The 19,106-nt window shown below is 66.8% G+C and carries 20 protein-coding genes; 9 read left to right on the forward strand and 11 right to left on the reverse strand.

The window, feature by feature from the left end:
- Positions 1-7 precede the first annotated feature (7 nt).
- Positions 8-490: a GNAT family N-acetyltransferase gene (locus AC1DW0_RS08340; RefSeq protein ID WP_457351008.1), complete on the forward strand. Its 483-nt coding sequence runs from the start codon at positions 8-10 to the stop codon at positions 488-490.
- Here the strand turns inward: AC1DW0_RS08340 and AC1DW0_RS08345 are convergent.
- From AC1DW0_RS08345 to AC1DW0_RS08355, 3 genes are read right to left on the reverse strand one after another with little or no spacing between them, the layout of a single operon-like run.
- Complete coding sequence (locus AC1DW0_RS08345; protein WP_457351006.1) at positions 462-1,067, reverse strand: M15 family metallopeptidase; 606 nt, start codon at positions 1,065-1,067, stop codon at positions 462-464. The genes AC1DW0_RS08340 and AC1DW0_RS08345 overlap by 29 nt on opposite strands.
- Complete coding sequence (locus tag AC1DW0_RS08350) at positions 1,064-1,963, reverse strand: LysR family transcriptional regulator (protein WP_457351004.1); 900 nt, start codon at positions 1,961-1,963, stop codon at positions 1,064-1,066. Before AC1DW0_RS08350 ends, AC1DW0_RS08345 begins: the two co-directional genes overlap by 4 nt.
- Positions 1,960-3,543 (reverse strand): ABC transporter substrate-binding protein, encoded by a 1,584-nt coding sequence (locus AC1DW0_RS08355; RefSeq protein ID WP_457351002.1) that lies wholly within the window; start codon positions 3,541-3,543, stop codon positions 1,960-1,962. Before AC1DW0_RS08355 ends, AC1DW0_RS08350 begins: the two co-directional genes overlap by 4 nt.
- 491 nt (positions 3,544-4,034) lie before the next feature.
- Here AC1DW0_RS08355 and AC1DW0_RS08360 point away from each other — a divergent pair, with 491 nt between their 5' ends.
- From AC1DW0_RS08360 to AC1DW0_RS08370, 3 genes are all read left to right on the forward strand, one after another.
- Positions 4,035-7,028 (forward strand): hypothetical protein, encoded by a 2,994-nt coding sequence (locus AC1DW0_RS08360; RefSeq protein ID WP_477945370.1) that lies wholly within the window; start codon positions 4,035-4,037, stop codon positions 7,026-7,028.
- 299 nt (positions 7,029-7,327) lie between these two features.
- A complete protein-coding gene (locus AC1DW0_RS08365) occupies positions 7,328-8,215 on the forward strand; it encodes an alpha/beta fold hydrolase (RefSeq protein WP_477945371.1) in 888 nt (295 codons plus the stop codon).
- Positions 8,216-8,345: 130 nt separating this feature from the next.
- The gene (locus AC1DW0_RS08370) at positions 8,346-9,410 is read left to right on the forward strand and encodes a homocysteine S-methyltransferase family protein (RefSeq protein WP_457350996.1); all 1,065 of its coding nucleotides are present in this window, start codon (positions 8,346-8,348) and stop codon (positions 9,408-9,410) included.
- Positions 9,411-9,413: 3 nt separating this feature from the next.
- Here the strand turns inward: AC1DW0_RS08370 and AC1DW0_RS08375 are convergent, their stop codons facing one another.
- From AC1DW0_RS08375 to AC1DW0_RS08385, 3 genes are read right to left on the reverse strand one after another with little or no spacing between them, the layout of a single operon-like run.
- On the reverse strand, positions 9,414-10,559 hold the full coding sequence (locus AC1DW0_RS08375) for a hypothetical protein (protein ID WP_477945372.1): 1,146 nt from the start codon (positions 10,557-10,559) through the stop codon (positions 9,414-9,416).
- Between the two features lie 19 nt (positions 10,560-10,578).
- A complete protein-coding gene (locus AC1DW0_RS08380) occupies positions 10,579-11,088 on the reverse strand; it encodes a hypothetical protein (RefSeq protein ID WP_056192094.1) in 510 nt (169 codons plus the stop codon).
- Positions 11,085-11,684, reverse strand: a complete 600-nt coding sequence (locus AC1DW0_RS08385; RefSeq protein ID WP_056192097.1) for an RNA polymerase sigma factor — start codon at positions 11,682-11,684, stop codon at positions 11,085-11,087. The genes AC1DW0_RS08380 and AC1DW0_RS08385 overlap by 4 nt, the downstream gene beginning before the upstream one ends.
- A gap of 151 nt (positions 11,685-11,835) precedes the next feature.
- On the opposite strand from AC1DW0_RS08385, the gene AC1DW0_RS08390 reads away from it, so the two are divergent.
- Positions 11,836-12,249 carry a VOC family protein gene (locus tag AC1DW0_RS08390; protein ID WP_457390516.1) on the forward strand — a complete coding sequence of 138 codons (414 nt, stop codon included), beginning with the start codon at positions 11,836-11,838 and terminating at the stop codon, positions 12,247-12,249.
- Entirely contained in the window at positions 12,246-12,710 is a 465-nt protein-coding gene (locus tag AC1DW0_RS08395; RefSeq protein ID WP_477945373.1) for a hypothetical protein, read from the forward strand. The genes AC1DW0_RS08390 and AC1DW0_RS08395 overlap by 4 nt, the downstream gene beginning before the upstream one ends.
- Here the strand turns inward: AC1DW0_RS08395 and AC1DW0_RS08400 are convergent.
- Positions 12,697-13,221 (reverse strand): N-acetyltransferase family protein, encoded by a 525-nt coding sequence (locus AC1DW0_RS08400; protein WP_477945374.1) that lies wholly within the window; start codon positions 13,219-13,221, stop codon positions 12,697-12,699. The two genes, AC1DW0_RS08395 and AC1DW0_RS08400, sit on opposite strands and share 14 nt — an antisense overlap.
- Before the next feature lie 90 nt (positions 13,222-13,311).
- Here AC1DW0_RS08400 and AC1DW0_RS08405 point away from each other — a divergent pair, with 90 nt between their 5' ends.
- On the forward strand, positions 13,312-14,463 hold the full coding sequence (locus AC1DW0_RS08405; RefSeq protein WP_477945375.1) for a methionine aminotransferase: 1,152 nt from the start codon (positions 13,312-13,314) through the stop codon (positions 14,461-14,463).
- A 107-nt stretch (positions 14,464-14,570) separates the two neighbouring features.
- Positions 14,571-15,254: a methyl-accepting chemotaxis protein gene (locus tag AC1DW0_RS08410; protein ID WP_477945376.1), complete on the forward strand. Its 684-nt coding sequence runs from the start codon at positions 14,571-14,573 to the stop codon at positions 15,252-15,254.
- Positions 15,255-15,258: 4 nt separating this feature from the next.
- Here AC1DW0_RS08410 and AC1DW0_RS08415 read toward each other — a convergent pair whose 3' ends face one another.
- Positions 15,259-15,633, reverse strand: coding sequence for a MerR family transcriptional regulator (locus AC1DW0_RS08415; RefSeq protein ID WP_477945669.1), 375 nt, complete (start codon positions 15,631-15,633; stop codon positions 15,259-15,261).
- A gap of 80 nt (positions 15,634-15,713) precedes the next feature.
- Here AC1DW0_RS08415 and AC1DW0_RS08420 point away from each other — a divergent pair, with 80 nt between their 5' ends.
- On the forward strand, positions 15,714-16,124 hold the full coding sequence (locus AC1DW0_RS08420; protein ID WP_477945377.1) for a hypothetical protein: 411 nt from the start codon (positions 15,714-15,716) through the stop codon (positions 16,122-16,124).
- Positions 16,125-16,159: 35 nt separating this feature from the next.
- On the opposite strand, the gene AC1DW0_RS08425 is transcribed toward AC1DW0_RS08420, so the two are convergent.
- The 3 genes from AC1DW0_RS08425 to AC1DW0_RS08435 are packed head-to-tail and all read right to left on the reverse strand — an operon-like array spanning position 16,160 to position 19,103.
- The gene (locus tag AC1DW0_RS08425; protein WP_477945378.1) at positions 16,160-16,639 is read right to left on the reverse strand and encodes a DUF4411 family protein; all 480 of its coding nucleotides are present in this window, start codon (positions 16,637-16,639) and stop codon (positions 16,160-16,162) included.
- Entirely contained in the window at positions 16,626-17,783 is a 1,158-nt protein-coding gene (locus AC1DW0_RS08430; protein WP_477945379.1) for an ImmA/IrrE family metallo-endopeptidase, read from the reverse strand. Before AC1DW0_RS08430 ends, AC1DW0_RS08425 begins: the two co-directional genes overlap by 14 nt.
- 57 nt (positions 17,784-17,840) lie before the next feature.
- Positions 17,841-19,103, reverse strand: a complete 1,263-nt coding sequence (locus tag AC1DW0_RS08435; protein ID WP_477945380.1) for a Zn-dependent hydrolase — start codon at positions 19,101-19,103, stop codon at positions 17,841-17,843.
- Positions 19,104-19,106: the final 3 nt, after the last annotated feature.

The following is a 19,106-nucleotide window of genomic DNA, read 5'->3' on the forward strand; positions in this document are numbered from 1 at the left end:
CATTTGCTTGACGAGCATCACCTTTGAATCTGCCAACCAGCCGGAGGTCATCGCCCTCATCGCCGAGTTGGACGCCTACCAGGACACCCTTTATCCGCCCGAAGCCCGGTATGCCTTGGACCTGGCTTCGCTGACCCAGCCGAACGTCGTCTTCGCCGTGGCCCGGGATACGGTGGGGCGGGCCGTGGGCTGCGGCGCAGTCGTGCTGACCCCGGAGTTCGGCGAGCTCAAGCGCATGTTCATCAGCCCGGCGGCACGTGGCCAGGGGCTGGCCCAGCGGCTGCTGTCCGAGCTGGAAGCCGAAGCGGCCGCTCGGGGTTGCAGGCTGGTGACGCTGGAGTCGGGGCCCTACCAGCTCGAAGCGCTGGCGCTGTATGCCCGATGCGGCTACGTTCGCCGCGGGCCCTACGGCGGCTATGCCGACGATCCCTTGAGCGTCTTCATGGAGAAGCGCATCGACGTCAAAGCACCCGCGGCAGATCCCGCCTGACCGCCACGCGGTCGCCGAAGTCGAAATGCCACCACTCGGTGGTGATGCCGTGAAAGCCCGCCTCGCGCATCGCTGCGCGCAGCCAGCCACGCTCCACAAGGTGTTCGGGCGTCAGCGCGCCCAGGGCCAGGTGCTCGGCCTCGTGGTCGGGGTGGGAGGCCAGCGTCATCTCGTCGAAGCCGCTGCCCATGTCGACCTCGCGGCCTTGCGGGTCGAGCAGCGTCAGGTCCACGGCCATGCCAAAACTGTGGATGGAGCCGCGCTCGGGGTGGGCGAGATACATCGTCAACGGCGTGCCCTGCAGCTCGTCCCACAGGCGCTGCTGCACGCGCTGGGGGCGCAGGGCGTCCAGCACGAGCAGGCGGTAGCCGGGGCGGCGCTCATGCAGCCAGGCGGCGGCCTGCTCCAGCGCGTCCGCGGCCTCGCGGCGCAGCCAGGCGCAATCGATGCCGGCGTAAACGGAATGGCCGACGAAGTTGTCGGCCGTCGCGTAGCGCAGATCCACGGCGATGCCGTGCTGCAGCGACGCGAGCGGGCGGAAGTCCGAATGCGAGGCAATGTCTTCGATGCGAATCACGGCAGTCGAGAAAGGTGTTCGTGCGCAGCGGCCGTGATGAACTTGACCAGGCGGCGCGAGGCCTGGCCCAGCGGCGCGCTGGCGGCGCTGAGCAGATAGAGCTGCACCGGCACGGTGGGTGACAGCGGCCGCACGCGGACCTTGCTGGCGTCGGCGCTGGCGGCGGTGAAGGGGTCCACCAGCGTCATGCCCACACCGGCCTCGACGAGGGCGCGTGCGAGCTGGTAGGTCTGCACGGTGATGCGGCTGGCCAGCGGCTGGCCCAGGGCCTCGCCGGCGTGGTGCAGCAGGCCGGCGAGCGGGTCGTCGCTCTGCAGGCCGACGATCTCGGTGCGGATGTCGGCCAGGCCCAGCGGCCCCTCGCCCTTGGCCTCGGGGCTGCTCAAGGGGCACAGGGCAACCATGGCGCCGCTGGCGATGACCTCGGCCTTGATGCCGGGATGGCGCGGGTCCTGCAGCGACAGGGCCAGGTCGGCCTCGCCGAGCAGCAGCGCCGAGACGATCTCGCGCGTGTGATGGGTGGCCAGCGAGCAGCTCGCGTTCGGGTAGGCCTTGCACCAGGGCGTCATCGCGGCCGGCACGATGGCCATCGCGAGGGCTGGTGTGGCAACGAGGCGCACCTGCTCGCTCTCGCCGCTCTTCAGGTTGGCCGCCAGGCGGCGGATGCCGACGAGATCGCGGTTGAGCTTGTCGATCTCGACGAAGAGGCGCTGGGCTTCGGGCGTCGGGTAGAGCTTGCCGCGCACGCGGTCGAACAGGGCCATGCCGAGCTGCAGCTCGCAATGCTGCAGCACCTTGGTCACGGCGGGCTGGGAGATGTGCAACAGCTGGGCGGCACCGCTGATGGTGCCGGCCTGCATGATGGCGTGGAAGACTTCGATGTGGCGCAGCCTCACTTGCGATACACCCCTTCGAAGTTCACTGAGCCGTTGGGCGCCATCTTGAAGCCCACCACGTCCTTGCGGATGGGGATGTAGACGGTGGAGTGGGCCATCGTGATCCAGGGCCGCTCGTGCTTGAAGATCTCCTGGGCCTTCTCGTACAGCGCGACGCGCTTCTTCTGGTCGGGCGTCGCGCGGGCTTCGTCGATGAGCTTCTCGAATTCGGCGTTGCAGAACTTGATGCCGCTCTTGTTGGCCGCGCAGCTCAGGTTGGGCGTCAGGAAGTCATCGGCGTCGCCGGTCTCGCCGCTCCAGCCGCTCATGTAGACGTTGTGCTCGCCGTTGTTGGCGCGCTTGAGGTACTCGCCCCATTCGAAGGTCTTGATGTTCGCCTTCACGCCGATCTTGGCCCAGTCCTGCTGGATGAGCTGGGCCATCAACTGGCCGTTCGGGTTGGTCGGGCGCTGCACGGGCAGGGCCCAGAGGTCGATCTCGAAGCCGTTGGGAAAGCCCGCCTTGGCCAGCAGCGCCTTGGCCTTCGCCGGGTCGAACTCGTTCTTCAGCTTCTTGTTGTAGCCGGGGATGGCCGGCGGGAAGGCGCTGACGGCCTGCATGGCGTCGCCGCGCGGGAACAGGGCCTTGAAGATGGCGTCGCGGTCGACGGCAATGTCCAGGGCCTCGCGCACCTCGCGCTTGTCGGTGGGCGGCTTCTTCAGGTTGAAGCTCAGGTAGGAGATGTTGAGCGCCTGGATCTTCTCGATGCTGATGTTGGCGTTGTTCGCCAGCGGGGCGATGTCGACGTCGCGCAGGGCTGCCGTTACATGGCATTCGCCGGCGGCGATCTTCTGCACGCGCACATTGGGCTCACGGCTGATGCTGAAGACCAGATTCGACGTGGGCTGCTTGCCGCCCCAGTAATCTGGGTGCGCTTCCATACGCAGCACGTCGTCCTTGGCATAACTTTTGAAGCGAAAGGGCCCCGCGCCGACCGGCTGCACATTGATTTGCGAGGCCTTTCCTTCCTTCAGTAGCTGCGCGGCGTACTCGGCGGACTGGATGCCCGCCCAGGCGAAGGCGAAGTTTGCGACGAATGTCACATTGGGCTGACGAAGCCGGAAACGAATTGTGCGGTCGTCGATTTTGTCGATGCCCTCGATCAGCTTGGTCAGTCCAAGGTTCTGCGGGTAGATGAAATTTGCCGGAAACGCCCTGTTGAACGGGTGGTTGGGGTCGATGAAGCGTTGAAAAGTGAACAGCACATCATCTGCATTGAGGTTGCGGGTGGGCCTGAACCAGGGGGTGGTGTGGAACTTCACGCCGTCCCGCAATCTGAAAATGAAGCTCTTCGCGTCGGGCGAGATTTCCCAGCTTGTGGCGAGCTTGGGGGTCAGCTCCGTCGTGGGTCGTTTGAAGCCAAGCAACCCGTCGAACATCTGTGCGCTGACCGTGTTGGTGCTAGCGCTGTCCCACATTCCAGGGTCAAAACCTTCCGGACTGGCGTCGGCGCAGTAGATCAGCGGCTTGTTTTGGGCTTGCACCGCAGGCGCGCTGGCCAGCGCAACCAGGGTCAGCAGGGCGAAGTGCAGGGGCTTCATGACGGTGGCTTTTCAGAGGGAGAACGGGCGGGAATTGTTTGGAGCACGACCCGTCGCGGCAAGGGCGGTGAAGGTCGAGACGCATAACCCAAACTTATACCCTCCGCGCCCCCTAGTTCGTAACGTTTAGCCACGGTCCCGTCAGGGCCTGCCATCAGAATCCGTTCCGCCCCCCTAGGCCACCCCCCTAGTACCGAAGTGCAGCGACGTTCGCTGCTAAGGATTGCTTTTCCATGACTGACCCCCAGCGCCGTAAATTCCTCCAGTATTCAGCCGCTCTTGGCGGAGCTGTTCCCTTGGCCGGTTGCGGTGGTGGAGGGGGAGAGGCCATGGCCGAGGCGACTGCGTCGGACGGAGCGACCGTCACTGCTTCGGTGATCAAGCTGCCCACGACCGCTCCTGCCCCCGCACCCGTTCCGGCTCCGCCCCCGGCTCCAGCTCCGGCCCCCGCACCTGTGGCCACTCCGACGCTCGGCCTGTTTACTGGCGCGATGCAGTTCAGCTTGGTCAGTACCAAGACGCAAGCCAAGGCGCCCTTCAGCCTGGGCTTCGCCTTCAAGCGCGGCGACATCCCGGCGGGCAGCACGGTGGGCTCTAGCCTGTCTGTGTTGCAGGTCACACCACGTACGACCTGGCCTGACGGCTCCCTGAAGTTCGCCCAGATCGCCGGCTTTGCCGACCTGACGGCCAACAGCTTGCTGACCGTGCGGCTGCGTCGCGTTGCAGCCAGCGCTGGCAGCGCTGCGCTGCTGACCGTTGCGGACCTGAAGAAAACTGGCATCACCGCCGAGGTTGGCGCCGGCAGCCTCGGCACGGCCAGCTTTGGCGCTGCCGACTGGGATGCGCCGCAGGCCACCTGGGTCAGTGGCGCGCAGATGTCGTCCTGGGTCTTCCGCAAGCCGGTGGGCAGTGACGCTCACCTGGTGGCCTGGTTGGAGGTGCGCCTGTTCGCCGGCGGCGCCGTCGAGATCCTGCCCTGGATCGAGAACGGCTACCTGATGGTGGCGGGCCCGACCAGCAAGGCGGCGACCTACACCTTCAAGATCAATGGCACGCAGCGTTTCTCGGCCACCATCGACCTGTCCCACCATTGCCGCACGGCGCTGATCAACGGCACGGCCCTGTCCTACTGGCTAGGCACCGACCCCGACGTGACGCCGCGCCATGACCTGGCCTATCTGCAGGCCACCGAGCAGGTGCCGACCTACAGCGCCCGCGTGGACGCCAATGGCGCCGTCGCCCAGTGGCTGGTGACCAGCTACACGCCGCTGGACAAGGCCAATTTCACCTACGCAGGTGACTCCATGGCGGCCACCGGCTACCAGGAACCCATCGGCCTGCTGCCGATGCATGACGCGCTCTATCTGACCTGCGAAAGCAGCAACACCTATGCGGCCGTCGTGCGCAACGGCTTCGCCGCCGGTCGCTATCCGCTGTTCTACCGCGACGAGAAGACGCAGCGCCCGATCCGCTTTTCCCAGTACCCCAACCTGGTGTTGCACAAGGACAGCCGCGTCAGCGACCTCGGCAGTTCGACGCGCAGCCAGTTCACGCCCCAGCCCACCGGCACGCAGTCGCCGCGCTGGGACTGCGCCCACAGCCCCTCGGTGGGTTATATGGCCTATCTGGTCACGGGGCGCTGGTACTTCATGGAGCAGGTGCAGTTCGCCGCCACGCTGAACTACCTGAGCAAGGCCGACGAGCCCAATATGCGCCGTGGCTCGCAAGGCCTGGTGCAGTCCTGCTTCGGCGGCTGGCAGACCCGTTCCGCTGCGTGGCAGTGGCGCGCTCTGACTCAGGCGCTGAACGTGACGCCGGACGACGACACCACGCTGCGCCAGGAGTTCATCAACTGCGTGCAGTCCAACATCGAGAACTTCCACGCCGTCTACGTCGCCCAGCCCAACAACCCCTATGGCTGGATCCAGCCGGGCGAAGGCTACGAGAACACCATGCAGTTCGGTGCGGTCTGGCAGCAGGACTTCGTCACCGCCGCCTTCGGCTACTCGTTGTCCATGGGCCTGCCGGTACCGGCGGCCGTCGAAACCAAGCACGCGGCCTTCTTCCGCTGGAAGGCGCGCAGCGCCGTCATGCGCCTGGGGCCGGCCACCGGCTTCTGGTACGTGAACGCGGCCGTGTACACCATGAGCATTTCGCCTGTTGCGGTGCCCGACTTCCAGACCGGCAAGGGACCCTGGTATCCCAACGATGCGGCCGTCTACCTGGCCAGCTATGCCAGCCTGCCGGCCTGGTTCGGCGCCGTTGAAGGCAAGCTGGCGGGCGAGATCATGCCGGGTGATCGCGCGGCATGGGGCAACCTGACGACGGCCATGGCCTATGCAGTCAGGCATGGCGTCGACGGCGCTGCCACTGCCTACCAGCGCCTCATTTCGGCCAGCAACTATCCGGCGCTGCGAGATGCCTTCAACAGCGCGCCGGTCTGGTCGGTGGCGCCGGCGCGGGTCATTCCAAGCTGGCTGGCCAGCAAGCCCTTGAACACCTGGTTCGAGATCCCCGGCACGGCTGGCGCCGGCGGCGCGGCAGTCGATGCCTACAGCGGCATCGCCATCAACGACCGAACCAGCGAAATCATCATCGCGGCGGCCGGTGGCCATACCGATTCCTATGACAACCGGGTCGTCTCCATCAGCCTCGCGTCGGACGCGCCGACCTGGAAGGTGCGCTTGGCGGCCAGCAAGAGCTACGCGCAGAATGTTGCCCACTACACCGATGGCATGCCCTCGTCGCGCCACCTCTACAGCACGGCTCATTTCATTCCGCAGATCAACCGCCTGATGCTGTTCGGTGCGCGCGGTGTGTACGGTTCATCCTGGGACTTTGCCAAGGTCGACGCCTTCAACCTCGACACCAACACCTGGGACAAGGCCGGCACCTGGGCCGACATGCCCTCGGGCTATTACGGTGCTGCGCAGATCCGCGCGACCGGCGAGGTTGTCAGCACCGGCCTGAAAAAGTGGTCGCCCGTCGATAAGAAGTGGACGGACCTCGTCACCAACCCCGTGGGTGACGCGGTGCGCTGGCCCATCGCCTTCGATGCGCGACGCAACCAGATGTTCTGCCTGCAATGGGGCGACGGCCAGGGCTTCGACCCGCAGCGCATGGTGGCCAGCCGCGTCCCCCTGGGCAGCGGCCAGCAGATCGCCGTCACATTCAACGCCAGCAGCGCGCTGACGCAATGGCAGAACGAAAAGCCGAGCTATGCGGCGATGGACTATGACCCGGACAGTGACCGCTTCCTGTTCTACAGCGGCCAGGGCGAAGCGGCGGGTCGCGTCTATGTCGTCACGCCCAATGACAGCAATGTCTGGGACATGAGCCTGCTCAATGGTGGCAGCCAGAAGATCGCGCCCACCCCCGACAACGGCAGCGGCCTGCAGAACCGCATGCGCTACGTGCCGGCTCTGCGTGGCTTCGTGCTGCTGACGCGTGGCAGCGCCAACCTCTACTTCCTGCGCACGGCCTGACATGCAGCCCCTCGTCCGGCCGCACACCGCTGAACGCGGTGCGACCGACCGGTCTTGCAGACCGCGCTGCGGCAGTGCCGCAGCCCTTCGGCAGGCACATGGCGCCCACTGGGCGCCATGTGTCCGGCCTCAGCCCCCGGGGGGACGGCGATGCTTGCGGCATCGAACCGCAAGCACATCGCCAGCGCGGGCCGGCTCGGGAGCGGCCTAGCGCTCGGCCCGCAAGATGTCGACCCCGTCGGCTGCGGCACCGGCACTGCGCCGCGGACAACTGAAGGTGGCGGCAGAATCGGTCCACGATGTGGGCCGACTTCCAACCGCTAACCGTTCAGCGCGACGGCGTCACGCTGTTCGCCCGCCAGGGCGGCCCGTCGGATTCCGGCAGGCCGCCCTTGCTGCTTTTGCACGGCCACCCGCAGACCATGGCGATGTGGCACCGGGTTGCGCCCACCTTGGCGAAGACGCGACGCGTCGTGCTGATGGACCTGCGCGGCTATGGCGACAGCGACCGCCCGCCGGCCGGTGAGAGCAGCGCGGCCTATGCCAAGCGAGAAATGGCGCGGGATGCCATCGCGCTGATGCAGTCCCTGGGCCATGAGCGCTTCGCCGTGCTCGCCCATGACCGCGGCGCGCGGGTGGCCCACCGGCTGGCGCTGGACCACCCCCAGGCTGTGACAAGACTGATGCTGCTGGACATCGCGCCCACGCTGGCCATGTACGAGGGCACGACCGAGGCCTTTGCGCGTGCCTACTGGCACTGGTTCTTCCTGATCCAGCCGGCGCCGCTGCCGGAGCGCCTGATCGAGGCTGATCCGATCGCCTATCTGCGCGACGGCATGGGCCGGCGGGGCAGCGGCTTCTTCGACAAGCGGGCCTGGGCGGAATACGAGCGCTGTATGGTGCGACCGGGTTCGGCCGCGGGCGTCTGCGCCGACTATCGTGCCAGCGCCGGCATTGATCTCGAACACGACCGTGCCGACCGTGCCGCGGGCCGGCGTGTGACCCCGCCGCTGCGCGTGCTGTGGGGTGCCAATGGCGTGGTGGGTCGTTGCTTTGACCCGCTCAAGCTCTGGCAGGCGGCGGCCGAACACGTCAGCGGCCGCGCCGTTGACAGCGGCCACTACATCGCCGAGGAAGTGCCCGAGGTGGTGCTGGCCGAGGCGCAAGCCTTTTTCAACGAGGATTAAGGGCTTTCGAGGCCATTGCCCGAGCTGCGACATGGTCTTGGCGCGTTGATTCCTATCGTAGGAATGCTCGCAAATCAGGGTTTCCTGCGCGTCAACGGTTCACGCGCCAGGAGCCAGCGAAAATAGCGCCATGAAGTCCATCGCCCAAACCCCCAAGTACAGCCGCGCCCAGGGCCTGCCCGCCCTGCTCCAGCAACGCATCGCCGTGCTCGACGGTGCGATGGGCACCATGATCCAGCGCTACAAGCTGGTCGAGGCCGACTACCGCGGCGAGCGCTTCAAGGACCATCACAAGGACCTGAAGGGCAACAACGAGATGCTGATGTTCACGCGGCCCGACGTGCTCAGCGAGATCCACGAGCAGTACCTGGCCGCCGGCGCCGACCTGATCGAGACCAACACCTTCGGCGCGACCTCGGTCGCCCAGGAGGACTACGACCTCGCCGGCCTGGCCTACGAGATGAACGTCGAGGCCGCCAAGCTGGCCCGCGCCGCCTGCGACAAGTACTCGACGCCCGACAAGCCGCGCTATGTGGCGGGCGCCCTGGGCCCTACCCCGCGCACCGCGTCGATCAGCCCCGACGTCAACGACCCGGGCGCGCGCAATGTCGACTTCGACACCCTGCGGGCCGCCTACTACGAGCAGGCCAAGGGGCTGCTGGAAGGCGGATGCGACCTCTTCCTGGTCGAGACCATCTTCGACACGCTCAACGCCAAGGCCGCCATCTTTGCGCTGGACGAGCTGATGGAAGACACCGGCGAGCGCCTGCCCGTCATCATCTCCGGCACGGTGACCGACGCCTCCGGCCGCATCCTGTCCGGCCAGACGGTGACCGCCTTCTGGCATTCGGTGCGCCATGCGCGGCCCATCGCCATCGGCCTGAATTGCGCCCTCGGTGCGACGCTGATGCGCCCCTACATCGAGGAGCTGTCCAAGGTGGCGGGCGACGTGGCGGTGAGCTGCTACCCCAACGCCGGCCTGCCCAACCCGATGAGCGACACCGGCTTCGACGAGACGCCGGACGTGACTGCGCGGCTCGTGGGCGAGTTCGCCAAGGCCGGCTTCCTGAACATCGCCGGCGGCTGCTGCGGCACGACGCCCGACCACATCGCGGCGATTGCCAAGGCCGTGTCGGCCTACAAGCCGCGCGTCAGTGGCGAGAAGTTCTTCAGCCAGATGCTGGCGGCGGCCTGAGCCTCAGGAGGCGCGGTTCGGCGCGCTTGCTGGCTTGGCGCTGCGCCGCGGGCTCTCGCTGAATTCCGCCGGCGGCTTCATCAGCGCCGGGTCGGGCTCACCCCGCTTGAGCTTCTCCAGCCGGTAGTTCTGTTCGCCCATCCGCGGGTCGGCGTCGCGGCTCATGACCGTCAGCATCAGTTCCGGACTGCGCCAGACCTCGCGCGTGCTGACGATGGGCTTCTCGTTGCCGATCTTGCCGGCCTCGATGGTCCAGGTGGTGCGTTCGCCGCTGACCTTGAGGCCGTCGATCTCCTTGGGCGCCAGCGCCGTCGTCGTGCCGCCTTCGCGCGGCAGCATGCCAGGCAGCAGCAGCGGCATGGGCGGCACCGGCGGCGTGGGCACCATCAGCGGTGTGGGTGGGGCGGGCATGGCAGGCGGCGCGGGCATTTCGCTGGCGCGGATGACGCGCAGCTCACGGCGACGCTCGACGGCGCTGGCACCCGGTGCGGGTGTTGTCATCAGCTCCTGCTCGATGACGATGCCCGGCTCACCGGCCATCGCCCGGGCGCGCACGCGCTCCGCATCCACGCTGCGCGCCCGCTCGGCGACCCGACCTCCCCATTCCTTCCAGCGCGCCGCCTGTTCCTTCATGCGCTCGCCCCAGTCCTGCATCGAAGCTTCCCAGGCGGCATGGGCCGCCGCGTCGGCGCCAGGCGCCCAGGCCGCGTTGCTGCGCAGTCGCTGCACGCGTTTCTGGTCGGGGTAGACGACCCAGCTCTCCTTGGCCACCGGGTCGTTCAGGTAGATGACCTTGGGGCCGCCTTCGCGCTGCACCTCGCGGCGAGTGCGGCCCTCGCCGTCGCGGCAGAGCTGGCTTTGCTGCTTGCGCACGATGCGGTTGCCGTCACCCAGCGTCTGTACGTTCTCGTGCACGGCGGTGGCGCAGTAGGGCGCGCCCCTGACGACGCGCTCGCTCTCCAGCTCGCGGCCGGCGAAGCTCAAGGCCTGGTCGCCCAAAGCGATGCGCACGGGCATGTCGGACAGGGCGATCTGCACGCTGCGCTCGATATCCCGTTCGAAATCGCGCTCGATCAGGCGGTCGGCCTCCAGCGCGGTGGCCGAGGCCGCCAGGGCCAACAGTGCCAGGCCGGTGATGGGTTTCTTCATGTCGTTCTCCGTCGTCAAGTCAATTCAGGATGCGCACGGCCAGCACCTGGCCGCTCGGGTTCAGCATCAGTTCGGCGCGCACCGTTTCGTCGGCGCGTGCGGCGTCAAAGGGCAGGCCCAGCAGCGCCAGGCGCTCGCGCGGCAGTTCGGTGGGCTGCAGCCACACGGCGGCGCTGCGCTCGGCCGTCAGCGCGGCCTGGAACTCGCGCTCGGACACCAGCGGGATGAAGCCGCTGCCGGCCGTGGCGGCCTGGGCGGTCTGGCTGCCCGGCGGGTCGAGCAAAAGCATGGCGCTCAACAGCACGGCGGCCGTGGCGCCGAGCGCGCCGCTGCCCCAGGCGAGACGGCGCAGCCAGCGCGGCTCATGGGCTTCGGCCCTTTCAGCCGCCATGCGGCGCACGCGCAGCAGGTGCTGCTGCTCGGCCAAGCAGGCAAGTACGGCGGCGTCCTGTTCCGCGCCGGGTTGCAGCTTGGAAAAGTCCGCGCGGGCTGGCAGCAGCCAGGCTGGCGTGTCGTTGTCGATGCTCATGGTCGTTCTCCCACGGCCAGCAGGTCGGCCAGCCGCTGGCGGGCGCGGTGCAGGCGGGTGCGCAGCGCGTCGACGCTGACGCCGGCAATCGCCGCGGCGTCGTCGTAGCTGCGCTCCTGCAGGTCCACCAGCACGATGGCCTCGCGCTGCGGCCAGCTCAGCCGGCGGATGGCGGCCCAGAGGCCATCCTGCTGCTGGTTTTGATTCAAACGCGTGTCGCTGCTCGGCATGAGCTCGGCGGTGTCGTCGGTGTCGAGCGAGTCGTCCAGCGGCACGTGGCGGCGTGCGTCGCGCCACTGGGTCAGCAATTGGTGCCTGGCCATGCCGGCGAGGTAGGCGCCGAGCGAGCCGCGGCCGGGCTGGTAAGCCTGCGGGCCGCGCAGCAGCTGGGCAAAAGCCTCCTGCACGGCGTCCAGCGCGGTGGCCTCGTCGCCGGCCAGGGCCAGCGCGTAGCGATACACCGAGCCGCTCTCGCGCCGGTAGAGCAGGGCCAGCGCATCGGCATCGCCATTGGCCACGCGGGCCATCAGGGCGGCCTCGTCCCCTGACGCCGAAGCGGCCGGCGCGACAAAGCCGAGGCGGGTCAGCCAGCTCATTCCGGGCAGCATGGTGTGAGGGCCTGCGGGGTTTGCATGCCTCTATTGAGCGTGGGCAGGCCCTTTCGTTACTCCGGACAAACCCGCCGTCACTTTCAGCACAGGCCCGGCGCGGCATGATGCTGCGCACCGAAAAAAGGAGAACGCCGCGATGCTGAAGCTGCAAGGCATTGACCACCTCGTGCTGCGTGTCATCGACCTGGACACGATGGTGCGCTTCTACGTCGACACGCTGGGCTGCTCGATCGAGCGCCGCCAGGACGAGATCGGCCTGGTGCAACTGCGCGCTGGCCACTCGCTGATCGACCTCGTGCCGGTGGCCGGCAAGCTCGGCCGCATGGGTGGCGCAGCGCCCGGCGCCGAGGGTCGCAACATGGACCACTTCTGCCTGCGCGTCGAACCCTTCGACGCGGCAGCCATCCGTGCCCACCTGGTTTCTCACGGTGTCGAAGCCGGCAAGACCGAGAGCCGCTACGGCGCCGAAGGCGAGGGGCCGTCCATCTATCTGAGCGACCCCGAAGGCAATGTCGTCGAACTCAAGGGCCCGCCCGGGAGCATCACATGAGCATGAAACCACTGACCCGCGCCATCTTCTGGGGCGGCCTGCTGGCCGGCACCGGCGACCTGATCTTTGCGCTGAGCTACTACGGCATGAAGCTGCGCGTTTTCCAGGGCGTCGCCGCCGGCCTCATCGGCCGCGAGGCGGCCTTTGGCGGCGGGCCGGAGACCTTTGCGCTGGGCGTGGCGCTGCACTACGGCATCGCATGGATCTGGGCCGCCATCTTCTGCGTGGTGGCGCTGCGCCTGCCCGTCCTGCTGCGCAATGCGACCGCCGCCGGCCTGGCCTACGGCTTTGTCGTCTACTTCGGCATGAACAACGTCGTGCTGCCGCTGTCGGCCCTGCACACGCCGTTCTGGCCGCCCAAGCTGGATGCGGCGGCGATTGCGGCGCATTGCTTCGTGTTCGGCTTTCCGATCGCGCTGGCGGCGCGGCGGATGTTGCTGGGCGGGCCTAAGGCCGCCTGAGCTCCCGTGCCAGCACACGGTTGCCATAGCTGTTGCCTTCGAAGCTGTAGCTGGTGGCGCCGATGTCGGCATAGCCCTCGCGGGCGTAGAACGCCAGTGCGCGCTGGTTGCCGTCCCAGGCTGTGAGCCACAGTGCGCTCAGGCCGGCTTCGGCGGCCAGCGCCTGTGCGGCGCTGATCAGCCGCCGGCCCAGCCCCGTGCCTTGAGCGGTGGGCTGCACATACAGGCGCACCAGCTCGGCGCCCGCGCACTGGCCCGCGGGCGCGGCCTGGTCGGTGAGTGTCAATTCAGCAAACCCCAGCAGCCCCGTGCCGCGCTCGGCCAGCACGAAGCGCCGCTGCGGCTCGCGCAGCCGCAGGTCGAAGGCCTCGGTCGCGTACTCCCGCAGGGCTTCACGGGCCAGGTCGGGGCGTACACCCTCGGTGGCATAGGTGTCCAGAAAGACCTGGATGGCCAGCGCGGAAATCGTCGTCGCGTCGTCCGGCGTGCCGGCGCGCAGAGTGAGTGGCATCGAGGTCAAGGGCTGTGTGAGGAACGCCAGACGCATCAGCATAGGCGCTTGGTGAGGATGGGGCCGCCGCCTCGCGCAGAATCACCGACCATGCCTGCACTGCCCACCAAGCTGCCCAACACCGGCACCACCATCTTCACCGTCATGTCGGCCCTGGCGGCCGAGCATGGCGCCGTCAACCTCGGCCAGGGCTTCCCGGACTTCGGCGCCGACCCGGCCCTGCTGAAGGCCGTCACGGATGCGATGGCCGCCGGCCACAACCAGTACCCGCCGATGACCGGCGTGCCGGCGCTGCGCCAGGCCGTGGCCGCCAAGCTGAATGCGCTCTACGGCTCGGCCTACGACGCGGACCGCGACATCACGATCACGGCTGGCGGCACGCAAGGCCTGATCACGGCGTTGCACAGCTGCGTTGGCGCAGGTGATGAGGTCATCATCATCGAGCCGGCCTACGACAGCTACGACCCGGCCATCCGCCTGGCCGGTGCGGTGCCCGTCGGCGTGCCGATGACTCTGGACTACCGCATCGACTGGACGGCGGTGCGCGCAGCCATCACGCCGCGCACGCGGGCGCTGGTGATCAACACACCGCACAACCCCAGTGGCCGCATCGCGACCGCCGAGGACCTGCGCGAGCTGGAGCGCATCGCCGAAGCGCACGACCTCTTCATCGTCAGCGACGAGGTCTACGAGCACATGGTGTTCGACGGTGCGCCGCATGAGAGCGTGGCGCGTTACCCGGGTCTGCGCGAGCGCAGCTTCCTCGTCAGCAGCTTTGGCAAGACTTTTCACGTAACGGGCTGGAAGGTCGGCTTCGTCGCCGCGCCGCCGGCGTTGAGTGCGGCCTTCCGGCGCCTGCACCAGTACACGGTGTTCACGGTCCACACGCCGACGCAGCACGCCATCGCGGCCTACCTCGCCAACCCTGCGCCCTGGCAGGGCCTGAGCGACTTCTATCAAGCCAAGCGCGATGGCTTCCGCGCCGCGTTGGAAGCCACGCCGCTGAAGCTGCTGCCCTGCGAGGGCACCTACTTCCAGACGGTGGACTACAGCGCGGTGTCGGATCGGCCCGAGCTGGACTTCGCCAAATGGCTGACCACCGAGGTCGGCGTCGCGGCCATCCCGCTGTCGGTCTTCTACCAGCAGCCCCAGGAGCGCGGGCATGTGCGGTTTTGCTTTGCGAAGCGGGGCGAGACCTTGGCACTGGCGACGCAGCGTTTGCAACGTGGCTTGCCCCGCTGAAGGGCGCCCGTCCCTGGCGCTGGCACGCTCCGTGCAAACCCGAGGTCACATGACCGGCACGCCCGCTGTACGAGGCGTCGGTCGAGAACCAGTTCACGGAGTCCTTCATGTTGCACCACACGCGTGCGCTTGCCGATGCACCAAAGCGGGCGTCTGCTGCACCCAAGCAGACCGCGGGCGAGCTGTTCGGCAAGACCATCAACCTGTCGGGCCGCCGCCGCTTCACGTCGCAGCGCGTCGTGCTCTATGCAGTGCTCGCCTCGCAGGGCCGCGACGGTGCACTGACCATTGCCCGCGACGCACTGACCACCTTCGGCGACGCACATGGGGCGCTGCTGCAGGGCGAGCTGTCACCCGACGCGCTGGGCGGCGAGCTGAAACAGGCCTATTTCGGCCCTGACCGCGCCAACGAGCGCATCGTCGGCTTCATCGAACTGGCCCGGCGCGCCATCGAGGCCATCTCGGCCAGCGCACACAGCGCACCGGCCCTGCTTGAGGAACTCGTCGAGGCCGCGACGCCGCTGCTTGCCACGCTGAACCGGTTGACCCAGATCTACGAGGACCTCGCCCGCCAGCAGGCCGCCACGGCCAAGAAACAGCTGACGGCCGTCATGGGCGACATCGAGCTCATCGCCAGGCATGCGCGCATCGTGTCCTTCAACGCCCAGGTCGTCGCGGCGCGGGCGGGCACTTCGGGCCGCGAGTTCGCGGTCGTGTCGGGAGAGTTCACGCAGATCACCGGCAAGCTCGACGGCCTGGTGCGCGAGGCCGTGAGAAGCGCGGTGGCTTGATCGGTCAGGCGGTAGGTCGCAGCGGGCAGCTCGCGCCTGTCTCGGGAGTCTCGGCCAACCGCATGGACAGCTCGGCCCTCAGCCCCTGCAACGCCGCAATGCGCGCGTCGATGTCTGCCAGCTTGCGCGCCAGCGCCGCCCGCAGCGCCGGGCCGGCCTCTTCACCCTGGGCGAGCAAGGGCATGTCGGCCGCGATCTCGGTCAGCGTGAAGCCCAGCTGCTGGGCCGTGCGCACATAGCCCAGCCATTGCACGGTCTCCTCGGGGTAGTCGCGGTAGCCGTTGTCAGCGCGGCGCGCCTGCAGCAGCCCGCGCTTCTCGTAGAAGCGCAGGCTGTCGCGGCTCAGGCCGGTGCGGGCGGAGAGAGTGCCGATCTGCATGGCGTGGTTGCTCAAGGGGCTTGACCTTGGAGCGTACTCGAGGGTTGAGCATGGCGGCCTTCGTCACTTCTCGACCCTCTATGTCCTCGTTCAGCCCGCCGCAATTTCGTCGTGTCGTGTGGGCCAGCGCGGCCTACGACCTGCTCGTCACGGCACCGTTTGCCACGCCGTGGAGCTTTGCGCTGGCCTTCGGCCACCTAAGCGCCGTCAACCAGGCGCTTGGCGGCCAGGCCCTGCCTGCGTTCGAGCCCATGCAGATGCTGTTCGCACTGCTGATGGGCAGCGTCGTCATCGTCTGGGCCGTGCTGCGGCTGCGCGGGCCGACCGCGCAGCTCGGCCGCTACGACGCGGTGGCGCGAGGGCTGTTCAGTCTGTGGATGGGCTGGACATGGACGCAGACCGGCGAGCCGGTGCTGCTGCTCTTCCTGCTGCCCGAGACGAGTTGGGCCGTGGTGCAGATGTGGGCTGTGCGGAAACCGCTGGCATCCTGACGGTACGACTTGCAGTAGCTCAAGGCCTTTTCAATTCAGCCAAAGACCACCTTGGACTTTTTGAGGTACTCCAGAAAATTCAGACAAGAAACCTCGACCGTCTGCAGCCCGCAGACAGCAGGAATCTTGTAATTCGCTTTGGTGCGTGGCAGGTCTGGTTGACGCCGTTCGTCAGTGATGAGAACGGCGCCTTTCGATCTTGCCGCCGCGATGATCAACAGATCGTTTTCGCCTACGCCCCCGCCAAACCGATCCCCTTCAATAGAAAGAAGCGCCTTGATCCGAACCGCGTCCAGGAGAATCTTCTGGTCCACGTTGTGGACCGAAACATTTTCGGCCTCCAACCACGCCGCGCATTCAGGTGACTTCCGCTCAACTTCTTCAAGCGCCACGGAACTGATTTGCAAGTCTCCGGTGGCTATCTGGCTGCCGAGCCAAAGCCAAAGTGAGGGAAATTGTTCAATGGGGTAGTTGTCCCATGCGTAGAGCGCTGACGACGCGTCAAGCACCTGCATAGAACGCCTCCAACGAGTGGATGTCCTTTACCTTGATTCCATCCAGGTAATCACTCGCCTTGTTCAGGCTAATCTGGCGCGCGTTCAATGCACCAAGCACCGTGCGTACGTAGCGATCACCGAACAAATGCTTCGGCTCCCGATGTCTATACATCCTTGGCGCCGCCTCAGCCGCTGGCCGCGGGCGCGCATCTCGCCATTGTTTGTAGGCTGCATATTGTTCTGCTGGCATCCGCCCAGCCTCGACGAGGCGTAACAAGACGACATCAGCACTCAGGCCCCACAACTTTCGCCACGGACGCAGCCATTCGTGCAGTTCAGCTTGATTCCGGGGGCGACCTGCATCCGGTATCGCACCTAAAAGCTCGTTAGGCAGGAGCAGATGTGCTGCGAAGCGATTGACGTCTCGTTCGCGACCACGAGCAGCCCAAAGATCAGCGTCGTCGTCAATCGAACTGGCCTTATGAAGCAGCAGATGGCCCAACTCATGCATCAACGTGAATGTCTGCCGCGCTTCGGCTTCCTGCTTCTTCACGAGAATCAGAGGTGTTTCTTCGTCGTAAAGCGCGAAACCCAAGACAGGCACATCTTTGGCAATCTGCCAAGGCCCTGCATAGCCATTGGTGCGCATCACCAGTACGCCTTGCGCCTCAATAGCGTTGCGGTAGCCGTCAAAACTGTTGACGCCGCCAAGCTGAAGCCACTCACGCGCGATTGCGGCCGCCGCTACCGGATCTTGAGGAAGCTGAGGAGGGGCGAAGCGTGGTCGATCTTCCGGTGCTAGCTCATCAAGAAGATCTAAGTAGATGCGGCGCTGCCGTTCAACTCGCTCGATCAACTGTCGGATTCGCCGAGTCATCTCCGGCTTAAGGCCTGTCAGCGTTCGAAACTGCGGCGAGTGCACGTCCGCTTCAACGACGCCCCCTTCCTCCATAAAAAAGAGCACCGAACGCCCAAAGTAGTCGGCCAACTTTCGCAGCTGTTGATAGGTGAGCCCTGGTCCTTCCTTGTGAAGCAAGTCATGCAGACGCACGGCCGATAGACCAGTCTCTTTGGATACCTGATCCACCGACGTACGCATGTCCGCCAAGCACCAAGCCAAGCGTTCAGGGTTTATCGCGTCGATCCGTTCCACGCTTGGCATTCTAGAAATGCTTGCGAACTCGCACCGCTTACGCGATTTGGCTCGCCATTGAGGGACTCAAGCTGCGCCCGCGCGTTCCAGCATCGCCTGCAACAGCACATTGCACCCCGCCTCGATGTGCTCGGGCTTGGCGTCCTCGATCTCGTTGTGGCTGATGCCGTCCTTGCAGGGGATGAAGATCATGCCGGCCGGGGCCAGGCGCGCCATGTAGACGGCGTCGTGGCCGGCGCCGGAGACCGCGCGCATATTGCTGTAGCCCAGCGTGTCGGCTGCCTTCTGCACGGCGGCGATGCAGTCGGCGTGGAAGGGCTGGGCCGGGTAGGCGCTGACGGGTGTGATCTCGATGGGCAGGCCGCTGTCGGCGCTGAGCTTGGCGGCCACCGCGCGGATGTCGGCGTCCATCGCCTCGCACAGCGCATCGGTGGCGTTGCGCAGGTCGATGCTGAACTTCACGCGGCCGGGGATGACGTTGCGGCTGTTGGGATGCACCTGCACCATGCCCACCGTGCCGCGGCCATGCGGTGGGTGGCGGTGGGCACAGGCGACGACCTCCTGCATCAGCTTGGTGGCCACCTGCAGTGCGTCCTTGCGCAGCGCCATCGGCGTGGGGCCGGCGTGGGCCTCCATGCCGGTGACGACGCAGTCATACCAGCGAATGCCCAGCACGCCGGTGACGACGCCGATGGTCTTGTCATGGTCCTCCAGCACCGGGCCCTGCTCGATGTGGGTCTCGAAGTAGGCACCGATAGGGTGGTCGCCGGGCACCTGGCTGCCGATGTAGCCGATGCGCTCCAGCTCACCCTTGACCGTCTTGCCTTCGGTGTCGGTCGCCGCGTAGGCGTGCTCCAGCGTGAAGGCCTTGGCGAACACGCCCGAGCCCATCATGACGGGCACGAAGCGCGAGCCTTCCTCGTTGGTCCAGAAGGCGACCTCGATGGGCGCCTCGGTCTCGATGCCGTGGTCGTTGAGCGTGCGCACGACCTCGATGCCGGCCAGCACGCCGTAGTTGCCATCGAACTTGCCGCCGGTGGGCTGGGTGTCGATGTGGCTGCCGGTCATGATGGGAGGCAGGCTGTTGTTGCGGCCCGGCCGGCGCATGAAGCCGTTGCCGATCTGGTCGATGGTGACCGTCATGCCGGCCTCGCGCGCCCAACGCGTGACGAGGTCGCGGCCTTGCTTGTCGAGGTCGGTCAGCGTCAGGCGGCAGACGCCGCCTTTCTCGGTGGCGCCGATCTGGGCCAGTTCCATCAGCGAGTCCCAGAGGCGTTGGCCGTTGACGCGCAGCTTCGTGATGTCGGGGCGGGTGACGACGGTATCCATGAC

Source organism: Roseateles sp. P4_D2 (assembly GCF_056401875.1).

Bases quoted from the DNA above. Each gene is read 5' to 3' on its own strand.
- AC1DW0_RS08355 (WP_457351002.1), bottom strand. From the start codon at position 3,543: ATGAAGCCCCTGCACTTCGCCCTGCTGACCCTGGTTGCGCTGGCCAGC.
- AC1DW0_RS08360 (WP_477945370.1), top strand. From the start codon at position 4,035: ATGCAGTTCAGCTTGGTCAGTACCAAGACGCAAGCCAAGGCGCCCTTC.
- AC1DW0_RS08365 (WP_477945371.1), top strand. From the start codon at position 7,328: ATGTGGGCCGACTTCCAACCGCTAACCGTTCAGCGCGACGGCGTCACG.
- AC1DW0_RS08370 (WP_457350996.1), top strand. From the start codon at position 8,346: ATGAAGTCCATCGCCCAAACCCCCAAGTACAGCCGCGCCCAGGGCCTG.
- AC1DW0_RS08375 (WP_477945372.1), bottom strand. From the start codon at position 10,559: ATGAAGAAACCCATCACCGGCCTGGCACTGTTGGCCCTGGCGGCCTCG.
- AC1DW0_RS08380 (WP_056192094.1), bottom strand. From the start codon at position 11,088: ATGAGCATCGACAACGACACGCCAGCCTGGCTGCTGCCAGCCCGCGCG.
- AC1DW0_RS08385 (WP_056192097.1), bottom strand. From the start codon at position 11,684: ATGAGCTGGCTGACCCGCCTCGGCTTTGTCGCGCCGGCCGCTTCGGCG.
- AC1DW0_RS08390 (WP_457390516.1), top strand. From the start codon at position 11,836: ATGCTGAAGCTGCAAGGCATTGACCACCTCGTGCTGCGTGTCATCGAC.
- AC1DW0_RS08395 (WP_477945373.1), top strand. From the start codon at position 12,246: ATGAGCATGAAACCACTGACCCGCGCCATCTTCTGGGGCGGCCTGCTG.
- AC1DW0_RS08400 (WP_477945374.1), bottom strand. From the start codon at position 13,221: ATGCCACTCACTCTGCGCGCCGGCACGCCGGACGACGCGACGACGATT.
- AC1DW0_RS08405 (WP_477945375.1), top strand. From the start codon at position 13,312: ATGCCTGCACTGCCCACCAAGCTGCCCAACACCGGCACCACCATCTTC.
- AC1DW0_RS08410 (WP_477945376.1), top strand. From the start codon at position 14,571: ATGTTGCACCACACGCGTGCGCTTGCCGATGCACCAAAGCGGGCGTCT.
- AC1DW0_RS08415 (WP_477945669.1), bottom strand. From the start codon at position 15,633: ATGCAGATCGGCACTCTCTCCGCCCGCACCGGCCTGAGCCGCGACAGC.
- AC1DW0_RS08420 (WP_477945377.1), top strand. From the start codon at position 15,714: ATGTCCTCGTTCAGCCCGCCGCAATTTCGTCGTGTCGTGTGGGCCAGC.
- AC1DW0_RS08425 (WP_477945378.1), bottom strand. From the start codon at position 16,639: ATGCAGGTGCTTGACGCGTCGTCAGCGCTCTACGCATGGGACAACTAC.
- AC1DW0_RS08430 (WP_477945379.1), bottom strand. From the start codon at position 17,783: ATGCCAAGCGTGGAACGGATCGACGCGATAAACCCTGAACGCTTGGCT.
- AC1DW0_RS08435 (WP_477945380.1), bottom strand. From the start codon at position 19,103: ATGGATACCGTCGTCACCCGCCCCGACATCACGAAGCTGCGCGTCAAC.